Source organism: Robertmurraya sp. FSL W8-0741, from assembly GCF_038004005.1.
Lineage (GTDB): Bacteria > Bacillota > Bacilli > Bacillales > Cytobacillaceae > Robertmurraya > Robertmurraya siralis.
Genome location: NZ_JBBOQG010000001.1, coordinates 1,183,664 through 1,202,285 on the forward strand (window position 1 = coordinate 1,183,664; position 18,622 = coordinate 1,202,285).

16 protein-coding genes and 2 pseudogenes are annotated in these 18,622 nt (G+C 37.9%); 12 read left to right on the forward strand and 6 right to left on the reverse strand.

Annotated elements, in window-relative coordinates; translation table 11 throughout:
* The first annotated feature begins 35 nt into the window (after positions 1 to 35).
* The 8 genes from NST02_RS05650 to NST02_RS05685 all read left to right on the forward strand — a co-directional run bounded on the left by NST02_RS05650 (position 36) and on the right by NST02_RS05685 (position 8,412).
* Positions 36 to 1,916 carry an oxidoreductase gene (locus NST02_RS05650; protein ID WP_212933656.1) on the forward strand — a complete coding sequence of 627 codons (1,881 nt, stop codon included), beginning with the start codon at positions 36 to 38 and terminating at the stop codon, positions 1,914 to 1,916.
* Between the two features lie 891 nt (positions 1,917 to 2,807).
* A complete protein-coding gene (locus NST02_RS05655) occupies positions 2,808 to 3,305 on the forward strand; it encodes a PTS sugar transporter subunit IIA (RefSeq protein WP_137743871.1) in 498 nt (165 codons plus the stop codon).
* Between the two features lie 21 nt (positions 3,306 to 3,326).
* Complete coding sequence (locus NST02_RS05660) at positions 3,327 to 4,166, forward strand: PRD domain-containing protein (protein WP_137743870.1); 840 nt, start codon at positions 3,327 to 3,329, stop codon at positions 4,164 to 4,166.
* Between the two features lie 92 nt (positions 4,167 to 4,258).
* Entirely contained in the window at positions 4,259 to 5,638 is a 1,380-nt protein-coding gene (locus NST02_RS05665; RefSeq protein WP_340948393.1) for a PTS transporter subunit EIIC, read from the forward strand.
* A 140-nt stretch (positions 5,639 to 5,778) separates the two neighbouring features.
* Positions 5,779 to 5,910: a hypothetical protein gene (locus NST02_RS05670; RefSeq protein ID WP_268951589.1), complete on the forward strand. Its 132-nt coding sequence runs from the start codon at positions 5,779 to 5,781 to the stop codon at positions 5,908 to 5,910.
* Entirely contained in the window at positions 5,897 to 6,859 is a 963-nt protein-coding gene (locus NST02_RS05675; RefSeq protein ID WP_340948394.1) for a translation initiation factor eIF-2B, read from the forward strand. The genes NST02_RS05670 and NST02_RS05675 overlap by 14 nt, the downstream gene beginning before the upstream one ends.
* Before the next feature lie 40 nt (positions 6,860 to 6,899).
* Positions 6,900 to 7,814: a pseudouridine-5'-phosphate glycosidase gene (locus NST02_RS05680; RefSeq protein ID WP_095310699.1), complete on the forward strand. Its 915-nt coding sequence runs from the start codon at positions 6,900 to 6,902 to the stop codon at positions 7,812 to 7,814.
* A gap of 199 nt (positions 7,815 to 8,013) precedes the next feature.
* Positions 8,014 to 8,412 carry a GyrI-like domain-containing protein gene (locus NST02_RS05685; protein WP_095310697.1) on the forward strand — a complete coding sequence of 133 codons (399 nt, stop codon included), beginning with the start codon at positions 8,014 to 8,016 and terminating at the stop codon, positions 8,410 to 8,412.
* 136 nt (positions 8,413 to 8,548) lie between these two features.
* Here NST02_RS05685 and NST02_RS05690 read toward each other — a convergent pair whose 3' ends face one another.
* On the reverse strand, positions 8,549 to 8,869 hold the full coding sequence (locus tag NST02_RS05690) for a hypothetical protein (protein ID WP_340948397.1): 321 nt from the start codon (positions 8,867 to 8,869) through the stop codon (positions 8,549 to 8,551).
* A gap of 272 nt (positions 8,870 to 9,141) precedes the next feature.
* Between NST02_RS05690 and NST02_RS05695 the strand changes: the two genes are divergently transcribed.
* Together NST02_RS05695 and NST02_RS05700 are read left to right on the forward strand one after the other, a co-directional pair.
* Positions 9,142 to 9,516: an ArsR/SmtB family transcription factor gene (locus NST02_RS05695; protein ID WP_095310695.1), complete on the forward strand. Its 375-nt coding sequence runs from the start codon at positions 9,142 to 9,144 to the stop codon at positions 9,514 to 9,516.
* Positions 9,479 to 11,629, forward strand: a complete 2,151-nt coding sequence (locus tag NST02_RS05700) for a heavy metal translocating P-type ATPase (protein WP_445678152.1) — start codon at positions 9,479 to 9,481, stop codon at positions 11,627 to 11,629. The genes NST02_RS05695 and NST02_RS05700 overlap by 38 nt, the downstream gene beginning before the upstream one ends.
* Before the next feature lie 741 nt (positions 11,630 to 12,370).
* On the opposite strand, the pseudogene NST02_RS05705 reads toward NST02_RS05700, so the two are convergent.
* The 5 genes and pseudogenes from NST02_RS05705 to NST02_RS05725 form a co-directional block, all read right to left on the reverse strand.
* Positions 12,371 to 12,901, reverse strand: a pseudogene (locus tag NST02_RS05705) (ATP-binding protein).
* Between the two features lie 47 nt (positions 12,902 to 12,948).
* Positions 12,949 to 13,212, reverse strand: coding sequence for a histidine kinase dimerization/phospho-acceptor domain-containing protein (locus NST02_RS05710; protein WP_235879545.1), 264 nt, complete (start codon positions 13,210 to 13,212; stop codon positions 12,949 to 12,951).
* Positions 13,213 to 13,528: 316 nt separating this feature from the next.
* On the reverse strand, positions 13,529 to 15,820 hold the full coding sequence (locus tag NST02_RS05715) for an ABC transporter permease (RefSeq protein ID WP_340948402.1): 2,292 nt from the start codon (positions 15,818 to 15,820) through the stop codon (positions 13,529 to 13,531).
* Positions 15,820 to 16,524: an ABC transporter ATP-binding protein gene (locus NST02_RS05720; protein WP_095310691.1), complete on the reverse strand. Its 705-nt coding sequence runs from the start codon at positions 16,522 to 16,524 to the stop codon at positions 15,820 to 15,822. The genes NST02_RS05715 and NST02_RS05720 overlap by 1 nt, the downstream gene beginning before the upstream one ends.
* A gap of 32 nt (positions 16,525 to 16,556) precedes the next feature.
* A complete protein-coding gene (locus NST02_RS05725) occupies positions 16,557 to 17,234 on the reverse strand; it encodes a TetR/AcrR family transcriptional regulator (protein ID WP_170211356.1) in 678 nt (225 codons plus the stop codon).
* Positions 17,235 to 17,780: 546 nt separating this feature from the next.
* Here NST02_RS05725 and NST02_RS05730 point away from each other — a divergent pair.
* Positions 17,781 to 18,146: pseudogene (locus tag NST02_RS05730) on the forward strand (NAD(P)-binding domain-containing protein); the annotation flags it as partial.
* A gap of 145 nt (positions 18,147 to 18,291) precedes the next feature.
* Positions 18,292 to 18,435, forward strand: coding sequence for a hypothetical protein (locus NST02_RS05735; RefSeq protein WP_340948403.1), 144 nt, complete (start codon positions 18,292 to 18,294; stop codon positions 18,433 to 18,435).
* Positions 18,436 to 18,622: the final 187 nt, after the last annotated feature.

The window sequence follows — 18,622 nt, forward strand, 5'->3', positions numbered from 1 at the left end:
AAACGCAAATTGAAAGAAATTGGCAGGTGAAAAAAGTGAAATTTCCCAATTTATTTAAACCGCTTAAAGTAAAAAATATTATCTTTCATAACCGAATTATTGCAACTCCAGCAGGCCCATATCATGATAAAGCACTGGGAGGTGCAGGAACAATCATTACTGGCAGTATAAATGCAAGTAGAAAGAGAGCAAGCTACTCAAGTCCAGATGAGCCATATGGCTTTGATAAATATCAACGGGAAGCAACAAGAGAGCGAGTTATTATTGCCCATCAGGCTGGTGCCAAAGCATCTCTAGAAATTATTCATTCCGGACAATATGCACGTGTAGACGACTACGCAATAGGGCCAATTAGTTTTACTAGGGAAGATGGTACAGAAGTAAGAGCGATGGATGAGCAAATGATGGATGAAGTAGCTAATGATTGGGCAGAAACTGCAAAAAACGCCAAGGAATTTGGTTTTGATCTAGTTATGCTCCATTTTGGCCATGGGTGGTTGCCGGCAGAATTTCTATCACCGTTATTCAATAAAAGGACGGATCAATATGGAGGAAGTTTTGAAAATCGAGCGAAATTTCCGAAGATGATTATTGATAGAGTAAGAGAGGCAGTCGGACCAGATTTTGTTATAGATATGCGTATAAGCGCTTATGAATGTGTAGATGGATCCATTGAATTTGATGAGGTGCTCCAATTTATTAAGCTCGTAGAAGATAAACTAGATATGGTTCATATTTCAGCTGGCCTTGACATTAATCATGAAGGAAATGTCCATATGGCTCCAACCATATTTAAAGAGCATATGCCTAATGTGGAATGGGCTGCCGAAGTGAAGAGAAATGTCAATATTCCAGTTACAGTTGTCGGGGCGATTATGACGCCTGAGGAAGCAGAATCAATTATTGCTGAAGGCAAGGCAGACTTTGTTGCTTTAGGAAGACCGTTAATCGCAGATCCTTTCTGGCCACAAAAGGCGAAAGAAGGGCGTGAAGAGGATATTGTTCCCTGCCTTCGCTGCCAATATTGCTATCATATTTCAACGGAAAGAAAAAATGTTGGCTGTTCCGTGAACCCTCGATATGCAAGATCACATTTAGTTCCATTGCACTTGCAAAAAGCAAAAAAACAAAAAAGAGTGGTCATTATCGGCGGTGGTCCTGCTGGAATGAAAGCTGCTCTTGTTGCTGATGAGCGAGGCCATGAAGTCATTCTCCTTGAAAAAAGGGCAGAACTTGGCGGTGCGTTATCGTATGCAAAATTCGAGGAAATAAAAATAGATTTATATCGATATTTAATTTATTTAACAACTCAAATCAATAAATCCAATGTAAAGGTAAATTTGTCAACTGAGGTCACTCCAGAATTAATAAAGGAAATAGGACCCGACGCTATCATTATTGCGGTAGGAGCAGAGCCTTTTTCCCCGCCAATAAAAGGGGTTGACCAGCCCCATGTTCTGCAAGCATTGGATGTGTATGAACAGTTAGAAGAGATCAGTCAAGATGTAGTTCTTATCGGCGGCGGCTCTACAGGCTGTGAACTGGGGCTCGAGTTAGCTCATAAAGGCAGAAATGTAGCGATTTTACAAAGCGGCAGCGAGTATGCTCCTAATGGTAATATGCTCTATCGAATTGGTTTGCGGCAGACTATGGAAAAGGTTGAAACGCTAAAATTGTATTTGAACTCCTTTTGTAAGGAAATTACTAAGGACGGAGTCATTTTTGTACAGGAAGGTAAAGAAAAGTTTATTCCGGCAACGACGGTAATATTATCCACTGGCTTTAAACCAAAACAAAGTGTAGTTGAACAATTCTATGGAATCGTACCAGATACATTTGTTATCGGTGATGCAAAACAAGTAAGAAATGTGATGGATGCCACGCGAGAAGGGTACTTTGTCTCAGCGAATCTTTAATATTTGTACGTACACTGATCTTATGGGGATACGAGCGTTTTCTCTATTTTTCTGAAAAGTAGCTAGTGGTTTGACTGGTTCAGGAAGGTTGTTAGAGCCATTTGCAATGGTCAAGTTTCCAAACATACATGCAACTTGTACCGGGACCATGGACAATACAGTTGGGTCAGAGCTAAAGCATTCATTATGCAGCGATTCTTTGTTTGGATTTTCAATCCAGGATGGTCCTCGTAAAATTTTTATGAGGACCATTTTTTGGAGTTGGGTGAGTTCTGTCCGCATCAGTCTTGTATGAGGACAGGGTTCGCTTGAATTAGGAGATCTCTGTCCGCATGAGCCCATCATGAGGACAAACTAAGCACGATATTTTGCGTTTCCTTGTCCCAATAAGCCTTTTTATACGGACAAACTTGAACGGTATGCACTTCGAAGCTCAATTTGTCCCATTCAACAAATGCGTTGCTTCCGACTTCAGGTTATGAATACGGAAATTCTCCTGATATCAAAGTGTAATTACAAGCTGCAAAATTCGCGGTATCAGATATGGATATCCGTTGTGAAAAATCCTGTTTAATAAGTAAATAATTCAAAACACTTGAAATTTATAAATAATAGTGTTATGGTAAAAATGAAAGCACTTACAATAATAAAATGTTATGATGAGATTGTGACTTTCGCAAAGTATGAACTTTGACGTCAGGCAAGACTCAAGACAAACGAACTGTTTGTTTTGGGTCTTTTTGTTTTTTACAAGTGAATCTTTCGTACTAGAGAGAAATTGAACTGATAACGAAAGAAAATAGAAATGGTCAAAAGCATTGGGGAAAACAGCGCCTAATTTTTGAGGGAAATTTAAGAAAAGCTGCGAAAAGAATAATGAGGTGAAAGACTATGAAAAAATTATTTTCAAAGAAAAAGACAGCTATGACAGATAAAATACAAGTTTATTCACCAATCGATGGAAAATGTGTTCCGCTTGAACAGGTAAAAGATCCTGTTTTCAGCGATGGTAGCATGGGATATGGTTGTGCCATCATTCCATCTAGCAATGAGATCTATTCACCGATTTCAGGAAAGATAGCATCAATATTTCCAACTAATCATGCGATTGGGATAGTTGGAGATAACGGAGAAGAATTGCTATTACATGTAGGAGTGAATACGGTGGAATTAGAGGGAGTTGGTTTTATCCCCTATGTTAAACGAAATGAACATGTAGAAATGGGCACACTACTATTAAAAATTGATTTGGAACTAATCAAGCAGAAAGGATATGATCCAGATGTTATCTTGATTCTTTTAAACTCTAATCGCTATGAGCAGATTGAAGTAGTTCCGAAAATGACTAAGCGTGGCGAAGCTTTATTTCCTCTTAAATTAAAGACTTAATAATTTAAGGAGTGATTGCTCTTGATTATTTCTAGAATAATGAATAATAATGCGGTAGTGGCGCTCGATGAAAACGGGGATGAAACGATTTTACTAGGCAAAGGAATCGCCTTTCAAAAAAAGGTTCATGATCCTGTTGAACGTAGCAAAATCGAAAAAAAATTTATTTTAGAGTCAAAAAATGAAATGAAATATGTGGAAGAATTATTCCGTTCAATTCCTCCTTCCTATATTAATGCGACAAACGAGATCATTGAAACAGCGAAAAACACCATTGGTACCAACTTTAAAGAAGGAAATTTATTTATTTCTTTGGTCGATCATATTGCATTTGCCATTGAACGAAAAATTTCCAATGAAATGATTGAAAATCCACTTTTAATCGAAATAAAGAAGTTTTATCCGAATGAGTTTAAAGTGGGTGCGCTCGCATTAGAAATTATTGAGAAACACACGGACATTAAGTTGGATGAAGACGAGGCGGGCTATATTGCATTCAATTTGATTAATGCGACTCTTAACTCTAATAAAACGAGCATAAAAGAGATAACGATAATCATAAAAAACCTTATTTCTATTATTGAGTCCAATTATAATGTCAAATTGGATGATAACTCTACTTATTATATACGTTTTATCACTCATTTAAAGTTCTTTTTATATCGATTATCTTCCAATAAAGTAAATAATAATGATGAATTTCTATACAAAATTGCGAAGGACAAATTTAAAAAAGAATACGAATGTGCGAAACAAATCGCTGCATATATAAATGATTATTATAATTTCAGGGTCCCAAATGAAGAACTGGGATATTTAATGATTCATATCAATTCTATGATTCTTCACAATAAAAAGTAGCAATAACAGCTGAATTGCGCATAGGCTGTTTTGTATAAAGATTGACGTCAATCCAATAAAAATAATGAAAATTGGAGAGAGAGGTGGCACAAGTGTTAAAAACAGAATTAGCAGAAAAAATAGTTGAACTTGTTGGTGGAGAAGGGAATATTTCCTCTCTGACTCACTGTATGACAAGATTGCGTTTCGTCATAAAAGATAGCACAAAGATAAGGGAAGAGGAGTTGAAAAAGCTTCCTGAAGTTATCAAAATTATGGATTTTGGTGGGCAATATCAAATTGTATTAGGGGCTATCGTGGAAGATATTTACCAAGAAATTTCCGAAAAGTACAATTTTTCTAACAATAATAATGATGAAAGTATAAAAAAAGACGAAAAAGATCAGCATGAACAGAAACAAAATGTACTAGATAGATTAATAGGAACACTTTCAGGTATTTTTACTCCACTGATACCAGCAATGCTGGGGATGAGCTTTCTCAAAGTACTTTGCATCATTTTAGAAGTCTTCTTTGAAATTAGTGACACGAATACGACTTATGCGATTTTAATTGCCTTGTCAGATACGTTTTTCTATTTTCTTCCTATATTGGTGGCATGGTCAGCAGCAAGAATGTTTAATGCCAATATTGGCGTGTCATTAATGGTTGTTGGGCTCCTTATTCATCCTAGTTTTATAAATCTCTTAGGTGAGAATGGCGAAGGAATTACTTTTTTAGGGATACCAGTAACTGAAGTGTCTTATGCAAGTTCAGTGCTTCCTGCCATCTTAGCTATACTTCTACTGTCAAAAGTTGAAATACTATTAAAAAGAATAATCCCAAAAGCATTAAACTCACTTTTTGTCCCATTTTTTAGTCTATTAATTGTAACACCGATAACCATTTTAATTCTTGGTCCAATTGGAAACTGGGGAGGAACTTTTATTACATCTGTTTTCACTTCCCTTTATGATTTCAGTCCGATTTTAGCTGGAGCACTCATAGGAGGTACGTGGCAAATATTAATCATCGGTGGCATGCACATTGTCATTTTATCGTTAGTAACCGTTCCGAATATTGCTAGTTTTGGTAGAGATACCGTCATTGTTACGCATGCCCCAAGCTTAATGTGTCAGTATGCTGCAGGATTAGCGGTTGCGGCCAAAACGAAGAATCCTCAAACAAGGAAAACGGCTTTGTCCTTAACATTAACGGGATTTTTTGGAGGTAGTATCGTTGAACCAATCATGTATGGCATTAACTTGAAGTATAAAAAACCATTTTATTTTGTATTAGTGGGAGGAGCAATAGGGGGAGCCATTGCTGGTGGAAGTTTCGCAGGTGTAACTGCCCCGGTTGCATTAAGTATTTACTCTTTACCAGCCTATTTTGGAGTAGGATTTGTTGGTCTTTTAATAGGTGCCCTAGTTGGAAGTTTAGCAACATTTATTTTAACTTATATGTTTGGAATTGATGAAGCAAAAGAATAGGCAGTTTATTTTGTACCAATTCTATAGGCTATGTTAAACAGAATTGTGATAAAGTTCATTTCCTGTGAAGCCTCACAAGCTTTTAAGTAGAACTGAAAGGCACTCTGATTTCCATGAAACGGGAGGAGCAATCTCGTTTCATGGAATCAGAAAGAGGATTAGTGGCTTATACAAATCGCCACTGTACTGATGAGCGCAGCCACAATTTTAATATTTCTGAAGGCGTATTCGCAAAAAATATACGAGAGGAAGTCATCGATGCTAAAAGTTAATGATATTCGTTTTGAGTCAGCAGAACATGTTATTCAAGAAATAAGGAATATGAATGTAAAAGGGGGAAGTCCTTTTGGTAGAGCAGCAGCTTGGGCATACAAGTTGGCATGTGACCAAGAAGTCTTCTCTAATCGAGAAGAATTACAAAATCGTCTTGATTATCTTTCTTCTGAAATGCTTGAGCTTAAGCCAACAATGGCGACCATTTATAATTCAAAAAATCTTGTTTATGCCTTATTGGAGGCAAATATTGATGCAGAGGTGCTCGAAATTCAGGAGAAAATCAGTAAATTGTGTCAAAAAATCATCGATGTTTCTTTGGAAGCAGTTGAAAAGCTTGGTCAGTTCGGAGGAAACATCATTCAGGATGGGGAAACAGTATTCATGCATAGTTACAGTAGTGCATTAATGAGTGTTTTTATACATGCTGCTAAACAGGGGAAAAGGTTTACTGTGATCTGTACAGAATCACGCCCATTAAGGGAATCGAGATTGGCAGCTCAAATTCTCCAAAGCTATCAAATTTCAGTAATTTATATTACAGATGCAAGCGCTTGGGAGTTTATGCCAAAGGCCGATTATATCATGGTTGGTGCAGATACGATTACTTTTGACGGTAGTGTTGCTAATAAAATGGGCACAGCTTTGATCAGTAAGCTGGCAAAAATGTGTAATAAAAAGGTGTTTATTGCAAGTGAGATTTACAAAATCGATTTAAGGACAAAAGAAGGTTATCAAGTTAGATTGGAAAGACGTACGATTGAGGAAATGATTCAAAAGGGCGATTTTGATTCTTTAGATGGAATAGAGGTAATTAATCAATTTTTTGATTTGACTCCAGCCGACGATATTCACTCGATTATTTGTGAGTTTGGTGTCATCCATCCTTCAACAGTGGGAGAATATTGGGGAAAACTTGAAAAGTTTATTATGGAAGCTGCTCGTTAAGCATTTATGGTGAGAATTCAAGTAAAGGATGTGGAGTAATATGAACAGGTATTTGGAATTATCGGAAGAAGTCTTAGCGGCAAAAGAAAATGGCAAAGCGATCGTTGCCCTTGAATCAACCATTATTTCGCATGGGATGCCCTATCCCCAAAATCTAGAGATGGCCAATAAGGTTGAAACCATAATTCGCAAAAATAATGCGGTACCCGCAACAATCGCATTAATGGATGGAAAAATTAAGATTGGTTTATCTCCACAAGAACTGGAGGCTTTCGCAAAAAGCGAGAATGTTGCTAAAGTCTCAAGAAGAGATATTGCTGTCATTGTTGCAACAAAGAAAATGGGGGCAACTACTGTTGCATCAACCATGTATTGTGCTCAGTTAGCTGGTATCCGTATTTTTGTAACTGGTGGAATTGGAGGGGTTCATAGAGGGGCAGAGACTACAATGGATATTTCTGCAGATCTTGAGGAACTGGCCCAAACAAACGTAGCTGTTGTCTGTGCTGGTGCAAAATCTATCTTAGATTTAAATTTAACGATGGAGTATCTAGAAACGAAAGGAGTTCCTGTTATCGGCTACCAAACAAATGTGTTGCCGAGCTTTTTCGCCCGTACTAGCGAAATTAAACTGGATTATTCCCTGGATGAACCGAAGGAAATCGCAGAAGTATTAAAAGTAAAATGGGATTTAGGAATAGAAGGTGGCGCGGTGATTGCCAATCCAATCCCGGAACATTCAGCTATGTCCGAAGTTGAAATCAATTATATTATAGAAACAGCATTAACGGAGGCTAGCAGGCAGGGCATAAAAGGAAAAGAAGTTACTCCTTACTTACTAAAAAAGGTTGTAGAGATGAGCAACGGTAAAAGTTTAGAAGCAAATGTTGCATTAGTTTATCACAACGCATTGATAGGCGCTAAAATCGCGACCGCATTACAGGAATTATCTTGATTTTGACTTTTGAGAAAGAAGGAGTGGTGTCATTCCTTCTTTTTTTATTGCATACAAAGTTGCGAAGCTGCTCAGATTCATGAACCCAAGTAAAGCTGCTGTTAACAAACAGCAGTTAATTGACGAAAGAGGAATATATGATGCTTTGTAGAATAAGAGTAATAGTCTTCATAAAATTTAGTTTTGGAGTGAGAAGCCAATGAGATTATCTATTATTAATACTGTGAGAACAAATAATTTTAATGATGAGCAGTTGATGGAGAAAATTGCAGAGCTGTGGAAAGAGGCATCTAAAAGCTTAACCAATCAAAATACGATAATCTATGGTGTCTATTATCATTATGAGAGTGACTATAAAGGCGATTATACGTTAAGCATTGCTGTTGAAGATAACGAAAGAGAACCTTCTCTGGAAATATTGAATACAGCAAAATATGAAATTTTTAATGTCGATAAAACTGAAGAACAAGGTGTCATAAATACTTGGAAACAGATTTGGAAACGAGAGGATTCAGGTACATTGAAGAGAGCGTATACATATGATTTTGAGAAATATTATCCAAACGGAGAAATTGAGATTTATATAGGAATCAAGTAATTCAAGATGGAATTTTTTATGATTAATCAGGAGCCAATAATGATTGGGTCCTTTTTGTCTAAGATAAAAACGAATTGTCGATACGTAATGTTTGTCTTCTTTGCTTTTGAAAGAGTACCTCGAGTTCATTTTTTTACTATGATTGTCCTTTATTTATTAATAAAATGCCTCCCAAAAAGATCTCCAATAAACCAATTGCAAAAAAGAACGGCTGCAGAATACTGATCAATCCAAGCCAGTATACTTGGGATCCAATCCAAATGATCAGGATTACGCCGAGACTTATTGTTGCAACACTGGTCAAATGATGACGCTTTAAGGATAGAAAACTACCCACTAAACTGCCAATCCCATTGAACGTTAGGAGAACGATTCCGGGAATTAGGAAGTTTTGAAAAGGAGACTTGCTTAATAGCTCGACTGACATACCTAAATTGCTGCCATCCGGCTCTAACATCAATCCGATCCTGCAGAAATCGCACCGAGGGCAACGATCAATAAGAGGGCACCAGTTCCATAGAATAGTATTTTGCTTCTCTTCATCATTTATCGCATCCTTTCATGTCTAAGTATACTCTTTAATATTTTTCAACTTTTTGTGATAAAGTGAACATTTCATTATGGATAAAGAAACCATTTTAGTCAAATATTCAAATGAATGTTTGACTATTATTTGAAACTTGCATACACTAATAATCAAATAGGGATTTGAATAAGAGGTGAGCTCAATTGAAACACGATGTTTGTGAAGTGACTTGCTATGATGAAATAAAAGTAAAGAGAGTAAAAGAATCCATATCAAAGCATAATACGTTTTCAGTATCAAAAATGTTTAAGGCATTAGCGGATGACACAAGACTGAAAATTGCTTTTGCTTTAAGTGAAGAAAAAGAGTTATGTGTCTGTGATGTTTCTCAAATTGTCGGCTGTTCTTTAGCAACTGCATCTCATCATTTACGATTGCTTCGTAATATGGGCTTAGCTAAGTATCGAAAAGAAGGGAAATTAGTCTTTTACTCTTTAGACGATGACCATGTTAGGCAACTCATTCAATTGGCTCTTACTCATGAAAAGGAGGGGAAAATACTTGAACCAAGCAACTAAACAATCAATGGAAAAACAAGTATATCGTGTTCAAGGCTTTTCCTGAGCAAGCTGTGCCAATACGTTTGAGAAAAACGTAAAACACCTGGATGGTGTTGTTGATGCAAATGTAAATTTTACTGCTTCAAAGCTTACTTTATATGGGAATGCAACCATTGCTGAACTTGAAAAGGCGGGTGCATTTGAAAATTTAAAAATCATTCCTGATAAAGAAAAATTTACGGAAGCAAAGGAACCATTTTTAAAGAAGCATGCAAATGTCGTGATCTCGGCTATTTTCCTGTTAATCGGGTGGCTCTTGGGTGAAGGACATGTTATGAGCACGATTGCTTTTGGAGCTTCGATTATAATAGGTGGATATCGTTTATTTCAAACAGGAATTAAGAACCTGTTTCGCTTTACCTTTGATATGAAAACATTAATGACGATAGCTGTAATCGGAGCAGCAATTATCGGTGAATGGGGTGAAGGGGCTACGGTTGTCATCCTTTTTGCCATTAGTGAAGCTCTTGAAAGATATTCAATGGACAAAGCTCGTCAATCCATTCGTTCTTTAATGGAGATTGCGCCAAAAGAAGCACTGATTCGTCGCGGTGAGAAGGAGATGTTGGTGGAAGTTGAAGATATCGAAATTGACGATATTATGATTGTGAAGCCAGGTCAAAAAATTGCCATGGATGGAGTGGTGATAAACGGGACTTCAGCCGTCAACCAAGCTGCCATTACAGGGGAATCTGTGCCAGTGATGAAGGTAAACAATGATGAAGTGTTTGCGGGCACGTTAAATGAAGAGGGGCTTCTAGAAGTAAAGGTAACCAAACGTGTGGATGATTCGACAATTGCTAAAATTATTCATCTTGTCGAGGAAGCGCAAGCGGAGCGTGCTCCATCTCAAGCGTTTGTTGATCGCTTTGCCCAATACTATACCCCGCTTATTATGTTAGTCGCTTGTGGTGTCGCAATCATTCCGCCACTTCTTGGTGGAGAATGGAGTACATGGATTTATCAAGGCTTGGCAGTTTTGGTCGTTGGTTGTCCATGCGCCCTTGTTGTATCGACACCAGTTTCAATTGTGACTGCGATCGGAAATGCAGCACGAAACGGGGTGTTAATCAAAGGAGGAATTCATTTAGAAGAAATGGGTGCCATTAAAGCAATGGCTTTTGATAAAACCGGCACTCTTACACGAGGAGTTCCAGTAGTAACAGACTTTTTCCCGTTACAGCAAGGTATGGATAGAGCTCCCCAATTATTAAAAATAATCGCTGCTTTAGAAAAGCGTTCCCAGCATCCTTTAGCTTCTGCCATTTTGAAAAAAACAGAAGAGGAAAAACTCGATTATGAAAGTGTTAAAGTGAATGAGTTTTCTTCGATAACAGGAAAAGGGGTCAAAGGGCTCATCGCTGGTGAAACCTATTTTGTGGGCAGTCCACAATTATTGGACGAGACCCTTAGTAATGGACTAGCTCAGGAGATAAAAGAGAAAATTAATGCCCTACAAATTCAAGGAAAAACAGTGATCGTAGCAGGTTCACGAACAGAAGCGCTGGCAGTGTTGGCTGTTGCTGATGAAGTAAGAGAAAATAGCCGACTTGTAGTGGAGAAACTTCATTTCCTTGGTTTGAAAAAAACAATTATGCTGACGGGAGATAATAAAGGGACGGCCCAAGCAATTGGACAGTATGCAGGTGTTTCTGAGATAAAGGCAGAATTGTTGCCGCAGGATAAGCTTACTTTTATTAAAGAGCTGCAGAGGAAATATGAGCGCGTTGCAATGGTCGGAGATGGAATTAATGATGCGCCTGCTCTAGCGGCAGCGAATGTAGGGATCGCAATGGGTGGAGCAGGTACAGACACGGCATTAGAAACAGCCGACGTAGCGCTCATGGCTGATGATCTTGGCAAACTGCCATTTACCGTTAAATTAAGCAGAAAAACATTGCAAATTATTAAGCAAAACATCACGTTTTCATTAGGAATTAAACTGATTGCATTATTACTGGTAATTCCAGGTTGGCTGACTCTCTGGATTGCTATTTTTGCCGATATGGGGGCCACTTTGCTTGTCACTTTAAATAGTTTAAGGCTCCTTTTAGTGAAGGATCAGAAGTAGAAGGGGTGAAGAGTTAATTCGTTATACGTGCTGCCCTTTAATTGTTTTTTGTTTTTAAGTTTGAAGGGCAGTACAATGTCTTACCCTAGTCACCTTTAATTAATTGCCTACGCAATGGTAGCAGTTTAAAAGCTAGCGGTCGTTCATTTTGCTACAAATTTTGTTCGTATGAAGGTCTCATGAGGACAAATAGCGCCAAAAAAGAGCTCGTGTTGTCCGCATAAAGTGTTCATGAGGACAAATAGCGCCAAAAAAGAGCTTGTGTTGTCCGCATAAAGTGTTCATGAGGACAAATAGCGCCAAAAAAGAGCTTGTGTTGTCCGCATAAAGGGTTCATGAGGACAAATAGCGCCAAAAAAGAGCTTGTGTTGTCCGCATAAAGGGTTCATGAGGACAAATAGCGCCAAAAAAAAGCTTGTGTTGTCCGCATAAAGTGTTCATGAGGACAAATAGCGCCAAAAAAAAGCTTGTGTTGTCCGCATAAAGGGTTCATGAGGACAAATAGCGCCAAAAAAAAGCTCGCCATGTCCTCATAAAGGGCTCATGAGGATAAAGACTGCCAAAAAAGAGCTTGCCTTGTCCTCATCAAAGGGCAAAAGAACAAATTCAACAGGCCTCAGAGCAAAGGAAATTCTCATAACAGGTCTGTCGAGGGCCACTATTCGAATGAAAGTAAAACTGGAACCCGTTGAACTTTAATTGTTTCGAAGGTAATCCGTGTCTTGGCTTTTAAAGCAGCGTCTATTTGGTGCTAGCTTGTTTTTTATTTTTAGGATTTTCAAAAGTGACCATAAAGGTGGTGCCTTCATTTAAGCGACTTTGAACTTGAATTTTCCCTTTGTGGTTTTGGATGATTTTGTAGCTAACCAAAAGGTCTAGGCCATTGCCATTTTTTTTCGTTGTGAAAACGGGTTCTCACAATTTTTTGATCTGGTCCAAATCCATTCCGATTCCTTCATCCTTTACAATGAAGGCTATTTTTTCAGTGCTTTTTTTAAAGAAAATATAGATCGTTCCCCCAGTAGGAATTGCTTCAATCGAATTTTTGATTAAATTTAAAAATACCTGTTTCAGTTGCTTTTTTTCTCCAGAAATGTGCATACTTTCATGAGAAGTCTCGAAATTAATAGCTACATTTTTTAAAGTTGCTTCTGGTTCAAGAAATTTAACGACACTGGTTAAAATCTCATTCAAATTACAGCTGCTGAATTGGAGTTGATGCGGTTTTGCAAAGACCATGAATTCATTGACGATAAAATTAATTCGATCCATTTCAACGAGGATTGTCTCCACATTATAAGAATCAATTTGCCTTTCATTTAATAGTTGTGTTGTACAAAGCCTCGAATCGTAGTTAACGGATTTCGTACCTCATGGGCAATTCCTGCAGCTAGTTCACCAATTATAGCGAGTTTCTCTGTTTTACGGAGCGTGTCTTCTGTGTTTCTTTTTTCTGTAATATCATACTGAATTGAAATATGCTTATAACGCTCACTATTAGCATCTACAAACGGGATGATAGTTGTGCATAACCAGTATTTTGTTCCGTCTTTTGCTTGATTGAGAATTTCTCCTCTCCACACCTCGCCGCCTTGGATCGCTTCCCATATGTCATCAAAAAAAGAAGGAGGATGATAGTTGGATGAATAGATATCATGCTTCTTGCCTTAATAGTTCATCTTGTGAATATTTATAAAGTTGGCAAAAATTATCATTTAAACTTTTGAGGAGGTTACTACAAAGTTTAAACTCTTTGGGAACCCCCTCTAACATTCTTATATGGAAACTTCCAACCTTTAAACTGAAACTGGCGAAAAGGTTCTTCATAAAAAGTACATGAGGATAATCTCGGGTGGAAATTGAGCAAGAAATAACAATCCTCTAGCTTAAAATATTTAATTAATCTGCCCCTTTTAAAGAGGTCACCATGTCGATATCCTTCACCTTTCTACTCATTAACATATTGACGATAAAGGAGCACAGCAGTGTTAAACCGATGGCTGTTAAATAGCTAGTGAGCTTGATTTCAGGAAATAACATCAGCCCTTCATTCATATTTGCTTGATCTAACAAATGAATCGCTCCCCACCCCGCTGGTAGTGCAAGAATGATGCCAATCGTAGTGAGGAAAAAGCTTTCTTGGAACAGCAGGTTGCGAATTTCATGGTGATTAAAGCCAAGTACCTTCAATGTAGCAAATTGTCTCGACATTTCCGTCAAATTAATGAGACCAAGACTATAAATAACAGCAATACCAAGGAAAATTGCTGCAATGGTAAGCCCTGCGGCAGAAGCAAGAACGCCTTCGTTTAATGTACGATTCGCTTCCTTCATATCTGCTTTGGCAACGATCTGAGTGACAGGATAGTGTTCCTTAGCGAATTGCAGCGCTGCTTGATCCCCTAACAATAATACATTAGGGACAAAAATCTCCCCGTGCTGCTGCCATGCTGCTTCAGATACAAAAATCCGATCTGCAACCGGCGCTTGTATGGTCTGAGCTACAATCATTTCTTTCCACTGGCCTCCATCAATTCGCAGTGAAACAGTACTTCCTGCCTTTACTCCTAACACATCCGCCATTTTTTGAGACAACACAACTCCAGTTTCAGGTACAGGCATTACATCTGGACTTGCGACATCGAGGTTAATGTAATCTCCACTTCCAATGATCGTAACCGGCAAATTGCGCTGTGCAGTTGTAGATTTAACGACAACTCTTCTTTCCTGAATAGGCTGAATCCCTGCTTGATTCCAATTCATGCTTTGTGCTTGCTCAGCATTCAGTGCTAAGAGATCTGCCTTGTACTGGTACAAATATTGACGATCAAATTCTACCTCGATTGATTTATTGCTTGTATCGATATTGGCAAAGCCAAAAAGAATCAAAAAGGCACAACCAAATGAACCAAAAATCCCCATCGCCCCTCGGACTTTGCGAGAACGTAAATTCCGCAGCAGCCACAACCGCTGAAAAGAAAACTTAGCTTTAGAATGAAAAATAGACTCAAATAGTGATTTTTTGGGTCTGGAAGGAGCCTCACCCTTCAACACTACAGCAGGTAATGCATTTAATTTGCCCCCACATGCAAATAACACAGCAAGTATACAGCAGCCACAGACCGCCGCAATAGACCACAATGTTTCAATTGGAAATGAGTCTGACCACTTCGGCAATATAAAGGATTGATGTAAGGTTCCCATAAAAATCGCAGGAATAACATAATACCCTGCAATTAAACCGATTACACCACCTGTAATACCTAGAAAAAGACCATATGACAAGTAATGCCATTTAATTTTTCGAATATGGATACCAAGAGACATTAATGTTCCAATCTGAACTCTTTGATTCGTAATAAGCCGACTCATAGTACTAATGACAACAAGGATTGCTAGTAGGAAAAATAACATCGGCGTCACATAACCGATCGTCTTAAACTGTCCAATTTGATTCGCTGCACCTGATGTACTTGTATGTTCCTCATGGGTGAGACTGTTCATATATTTTTGCCCTAAGACTTGCTCAACACTTGTTAATTGTGTTTGAATATTTTTCTCTGACTTCATTTTTATTAAAAGTTGGTTCATGCCAGAAAAGGAAAACGTATGGTGTGCAGCAGTTTCCCCCATATAAGCGTACCCATACAAATCATGTCTTGTAGACAATGTTTCCGACGACACATCGATTAACTTCTCAGGACTTAACACAAGCCCTTGAATTATGACAGGAACAGATTGTCCATTGCCTGTATGAATCCGAATTGTATCCCCAATACGAAATCCATTTGCTTTTGCAAACTCCTGATCTAGCCACAATCCTTCTTTCTCACTTTCAAAAGGCTCACCTGTAGCTAAATATGGCTTAGACAATACATTTTCATTTAGAACAAACAAATCCAGCACACGGTTATCCGAAAAAACCTTCATCACCGTTCTACCTTGCGCCGCTTCAATTCCAGGAAGCTTCCTTATTGCATCCACATCTTTGGGGGTAGCCCCCTCTACATTTACCCATACATCATTTATGTCAGCACTTTTGTAAAATTGATGTACGCTTTCTTCTAATCTGCTTCCCACCGTAATTGAACCTACAAAAGTAAATACACCACAAGCAGCGATAATAATAATGGTCAAAAACTGTGCTTTTGCATGCTTAATATCCCGTAACATTTTTTTGAACAATATCATTACCAAGCTACCTCATTCATTGGAAGTGGATTTTCATTGATTTGTATATCAATGACCTTACCATCCTTGAGACGAATGACCTTATTTGCCGTATCTGCAATCGCTGCATTATGTGTAACTACGATAACAGTCTGATTATATTTTTTGCTAATATCCCATAGGACAGACATAATTAATGCACCAGTGTTGCTATCAAGCGCTCCTGTTGGTTCATCACATAGTAGCAGCTTCGGTTTTTTACATAGTGCTCTTGCAATAGAAACTCTCTGCTGCTCTCCGCCTGACAATTCAGCAGGGAAATGATGAAGACGCTTGGCAAGACCAACGGCTTCGAGCATTTCTGTACTATCTAAACCATCTTTGCACAGCTTACGTGAAAGATCCACATTTTCCTTCGCTGTTAAATTAGGAATCAAATTATAGAACTGGAATACAAAACCAATATCACTACGACGATAACGGCTTAATTCCTCAAGTGAATACTGCGCAATATTGTTACCTTCTATTAAAATGGTGCCTGAGGTTGCCTGATCCATGCCGCCCAACAAATTAAGCAAAGTGCTTTTCCCTGATCCGGAAGGGCCAAGTATAACCACAAACTCACCTTGTTCAATTTCAAACTCCATGCTATTCACTGCAGCTACCTCATTTTCACCAACTTGGTAGGTTCGCAATAAATTATTGATTTGAATAAATGATTTCATACAATGACTCCAGTCTCTTTATAGTTTAGTTATCATGGCGAAATTGTCGCCCCCTCTCCCAGCAAATAGAGAAGGCTATGTGCTAATGCTGAAGTAAGTGCCATTTCATTTAAGGAAATTTTGGCGCCATCATCCGGTAGAGCATAGCATTTAGCAAGAACTAGATCACGCACCATGCCATCATAGGACACGACCGCAAAAGAAAATATGTCCTCGAGTGGCATGATCGGTTGCAAAACTCCCTTTTCTACCTTCTCCTGAAGGTAATGCATCGTTACCTGCATTAGCTTGTCAAACTCAGTGACCTCTGTGATATTTCCTTTTTTCTCCTCATATAACTTGGGATTAGTTAAAAATTTGGTGTTCATTTCGTACGTGAATTTGCCCTCCGCAGGTATGGAATCGATTAAATGCTGTCCTAAAACATGAAATATGCTAAGCAACACATCACGTACGCTTAGATCCTCCGCAAATAATGGTTCACATTTCTCCCATAGTCGATACTCACTCTGATTACGATTAGACAAGCTAATAAAAATATCATCAATATCACGAAAATAACGATACACACTACCTATACTTAGATTGGTCTGACGAATAATATCACGCATAGTAACTTCATAAGCTGGTTTCGTTTTACAAACTTCTAGGGCTGCATCTAAAATAACATTGCGCATTTTATCTTCATAATCTTTAGGAACTTTGGGCATACTGCTCTCCTTCCTCCGTATATTTAAAAATGACACACCCGTCATTTTTAAATATACAAAGCTAATTTTTATTTGTCAATAATATAAGACAGTATAATGTTAATATATTTGTTGGTCAGGAGGGTATAGAAAATTAATCCACATTCAACATCTGTATATTCAAAACTATAGTGACATCAAAGACTTGCATCTTTAAAATTAATATTGAACTACTGGAGAACGTTCTTACACTTACTAAAGTTTTACGTTATGCACTAATATTCAGTATTCGGGGATGGAATTAGAAGGGTGTTAACGGTTGCCAATGAATTCATTTAATCGAAGATGGTGTATTGCGTATAGATGAAATTGAAACAGCGATTCACGCTCAATTGTTTAATACATATCTCATCATGAGCAAGAGCGAACTCTGTCTTTTTATTTTTTTGTAAAGGAAATTACTTAAAATGCTCATTGTGAGTAATATGCAAAGCATTGTCCAAAAGTGATGTTGGCAAAATTTTATGAATCCTTTGTGAATAATAGGATGAGGGCTTTGAACTTCCTGTTCAATTAAATGAAGAAGTAATGCTCGTGACAAAACAAGGGGATCCATTCATTATCCATACAAATTTAGGCCAATATGTTGCTAAAAATATCATTATTGCAACAGATCCTTTTCTAATTCCTCATATTCCAGTTATTGCGAAAGAACTTTCTAACAACGTAATCCAGCTTCATTCTTCACAATATAAAAACAACCGTCAATTAGTAGATGGGAATGTGTTGGTAGTTGGTGGGGGAAATAGCGGAGCGCAAATTGCTACTGAACTTTCTGGTGAGAGGGAAACTTATATTGCTGTCAGCAAAAAGCTGAATTATTTTCCATTGCTCTTATGTAAACGAAGTATTTTTTGGTGGTTGATAAATTAGGAAATTTAAATGCTGGCAGCGATTCCTTTCTCGTAAGCTCATTCAGTGCAAAGGCGATCCGGTATTCGGTTTTGATTTAAAAAAGAAAGTTAAGAACAAGAGGGTAAAAGTAAAGGAGAAAGTGATTGAGGTAGAAGGAAATCAGGTGACTTTTGTTGACGGAACAACACTTGAAGTAAGAAATATATTTTGGGCAACAGGCTTTAAAATAGAGTATCCATGGTTACATATTAATGGTGTACTAGCTCCAGAGGGAAAAGTACCCATCGTAACGGAGTATCAAATATAGAAGGACTGTATTTTATTGGTTTACCGTGGCAATCAAAACGTGGTTCTGCTTTATTGCAGGGGGTAGGTGATGATGCAAAATATATTGTTGGGAAAATAATTTCAGTTCACTTGCCAAGGAGGAGGGTAGTTATTTTTGTAAGGAGTTGAATTGGGTCGGGCAATATGTAATAATACGTTAAAGAACT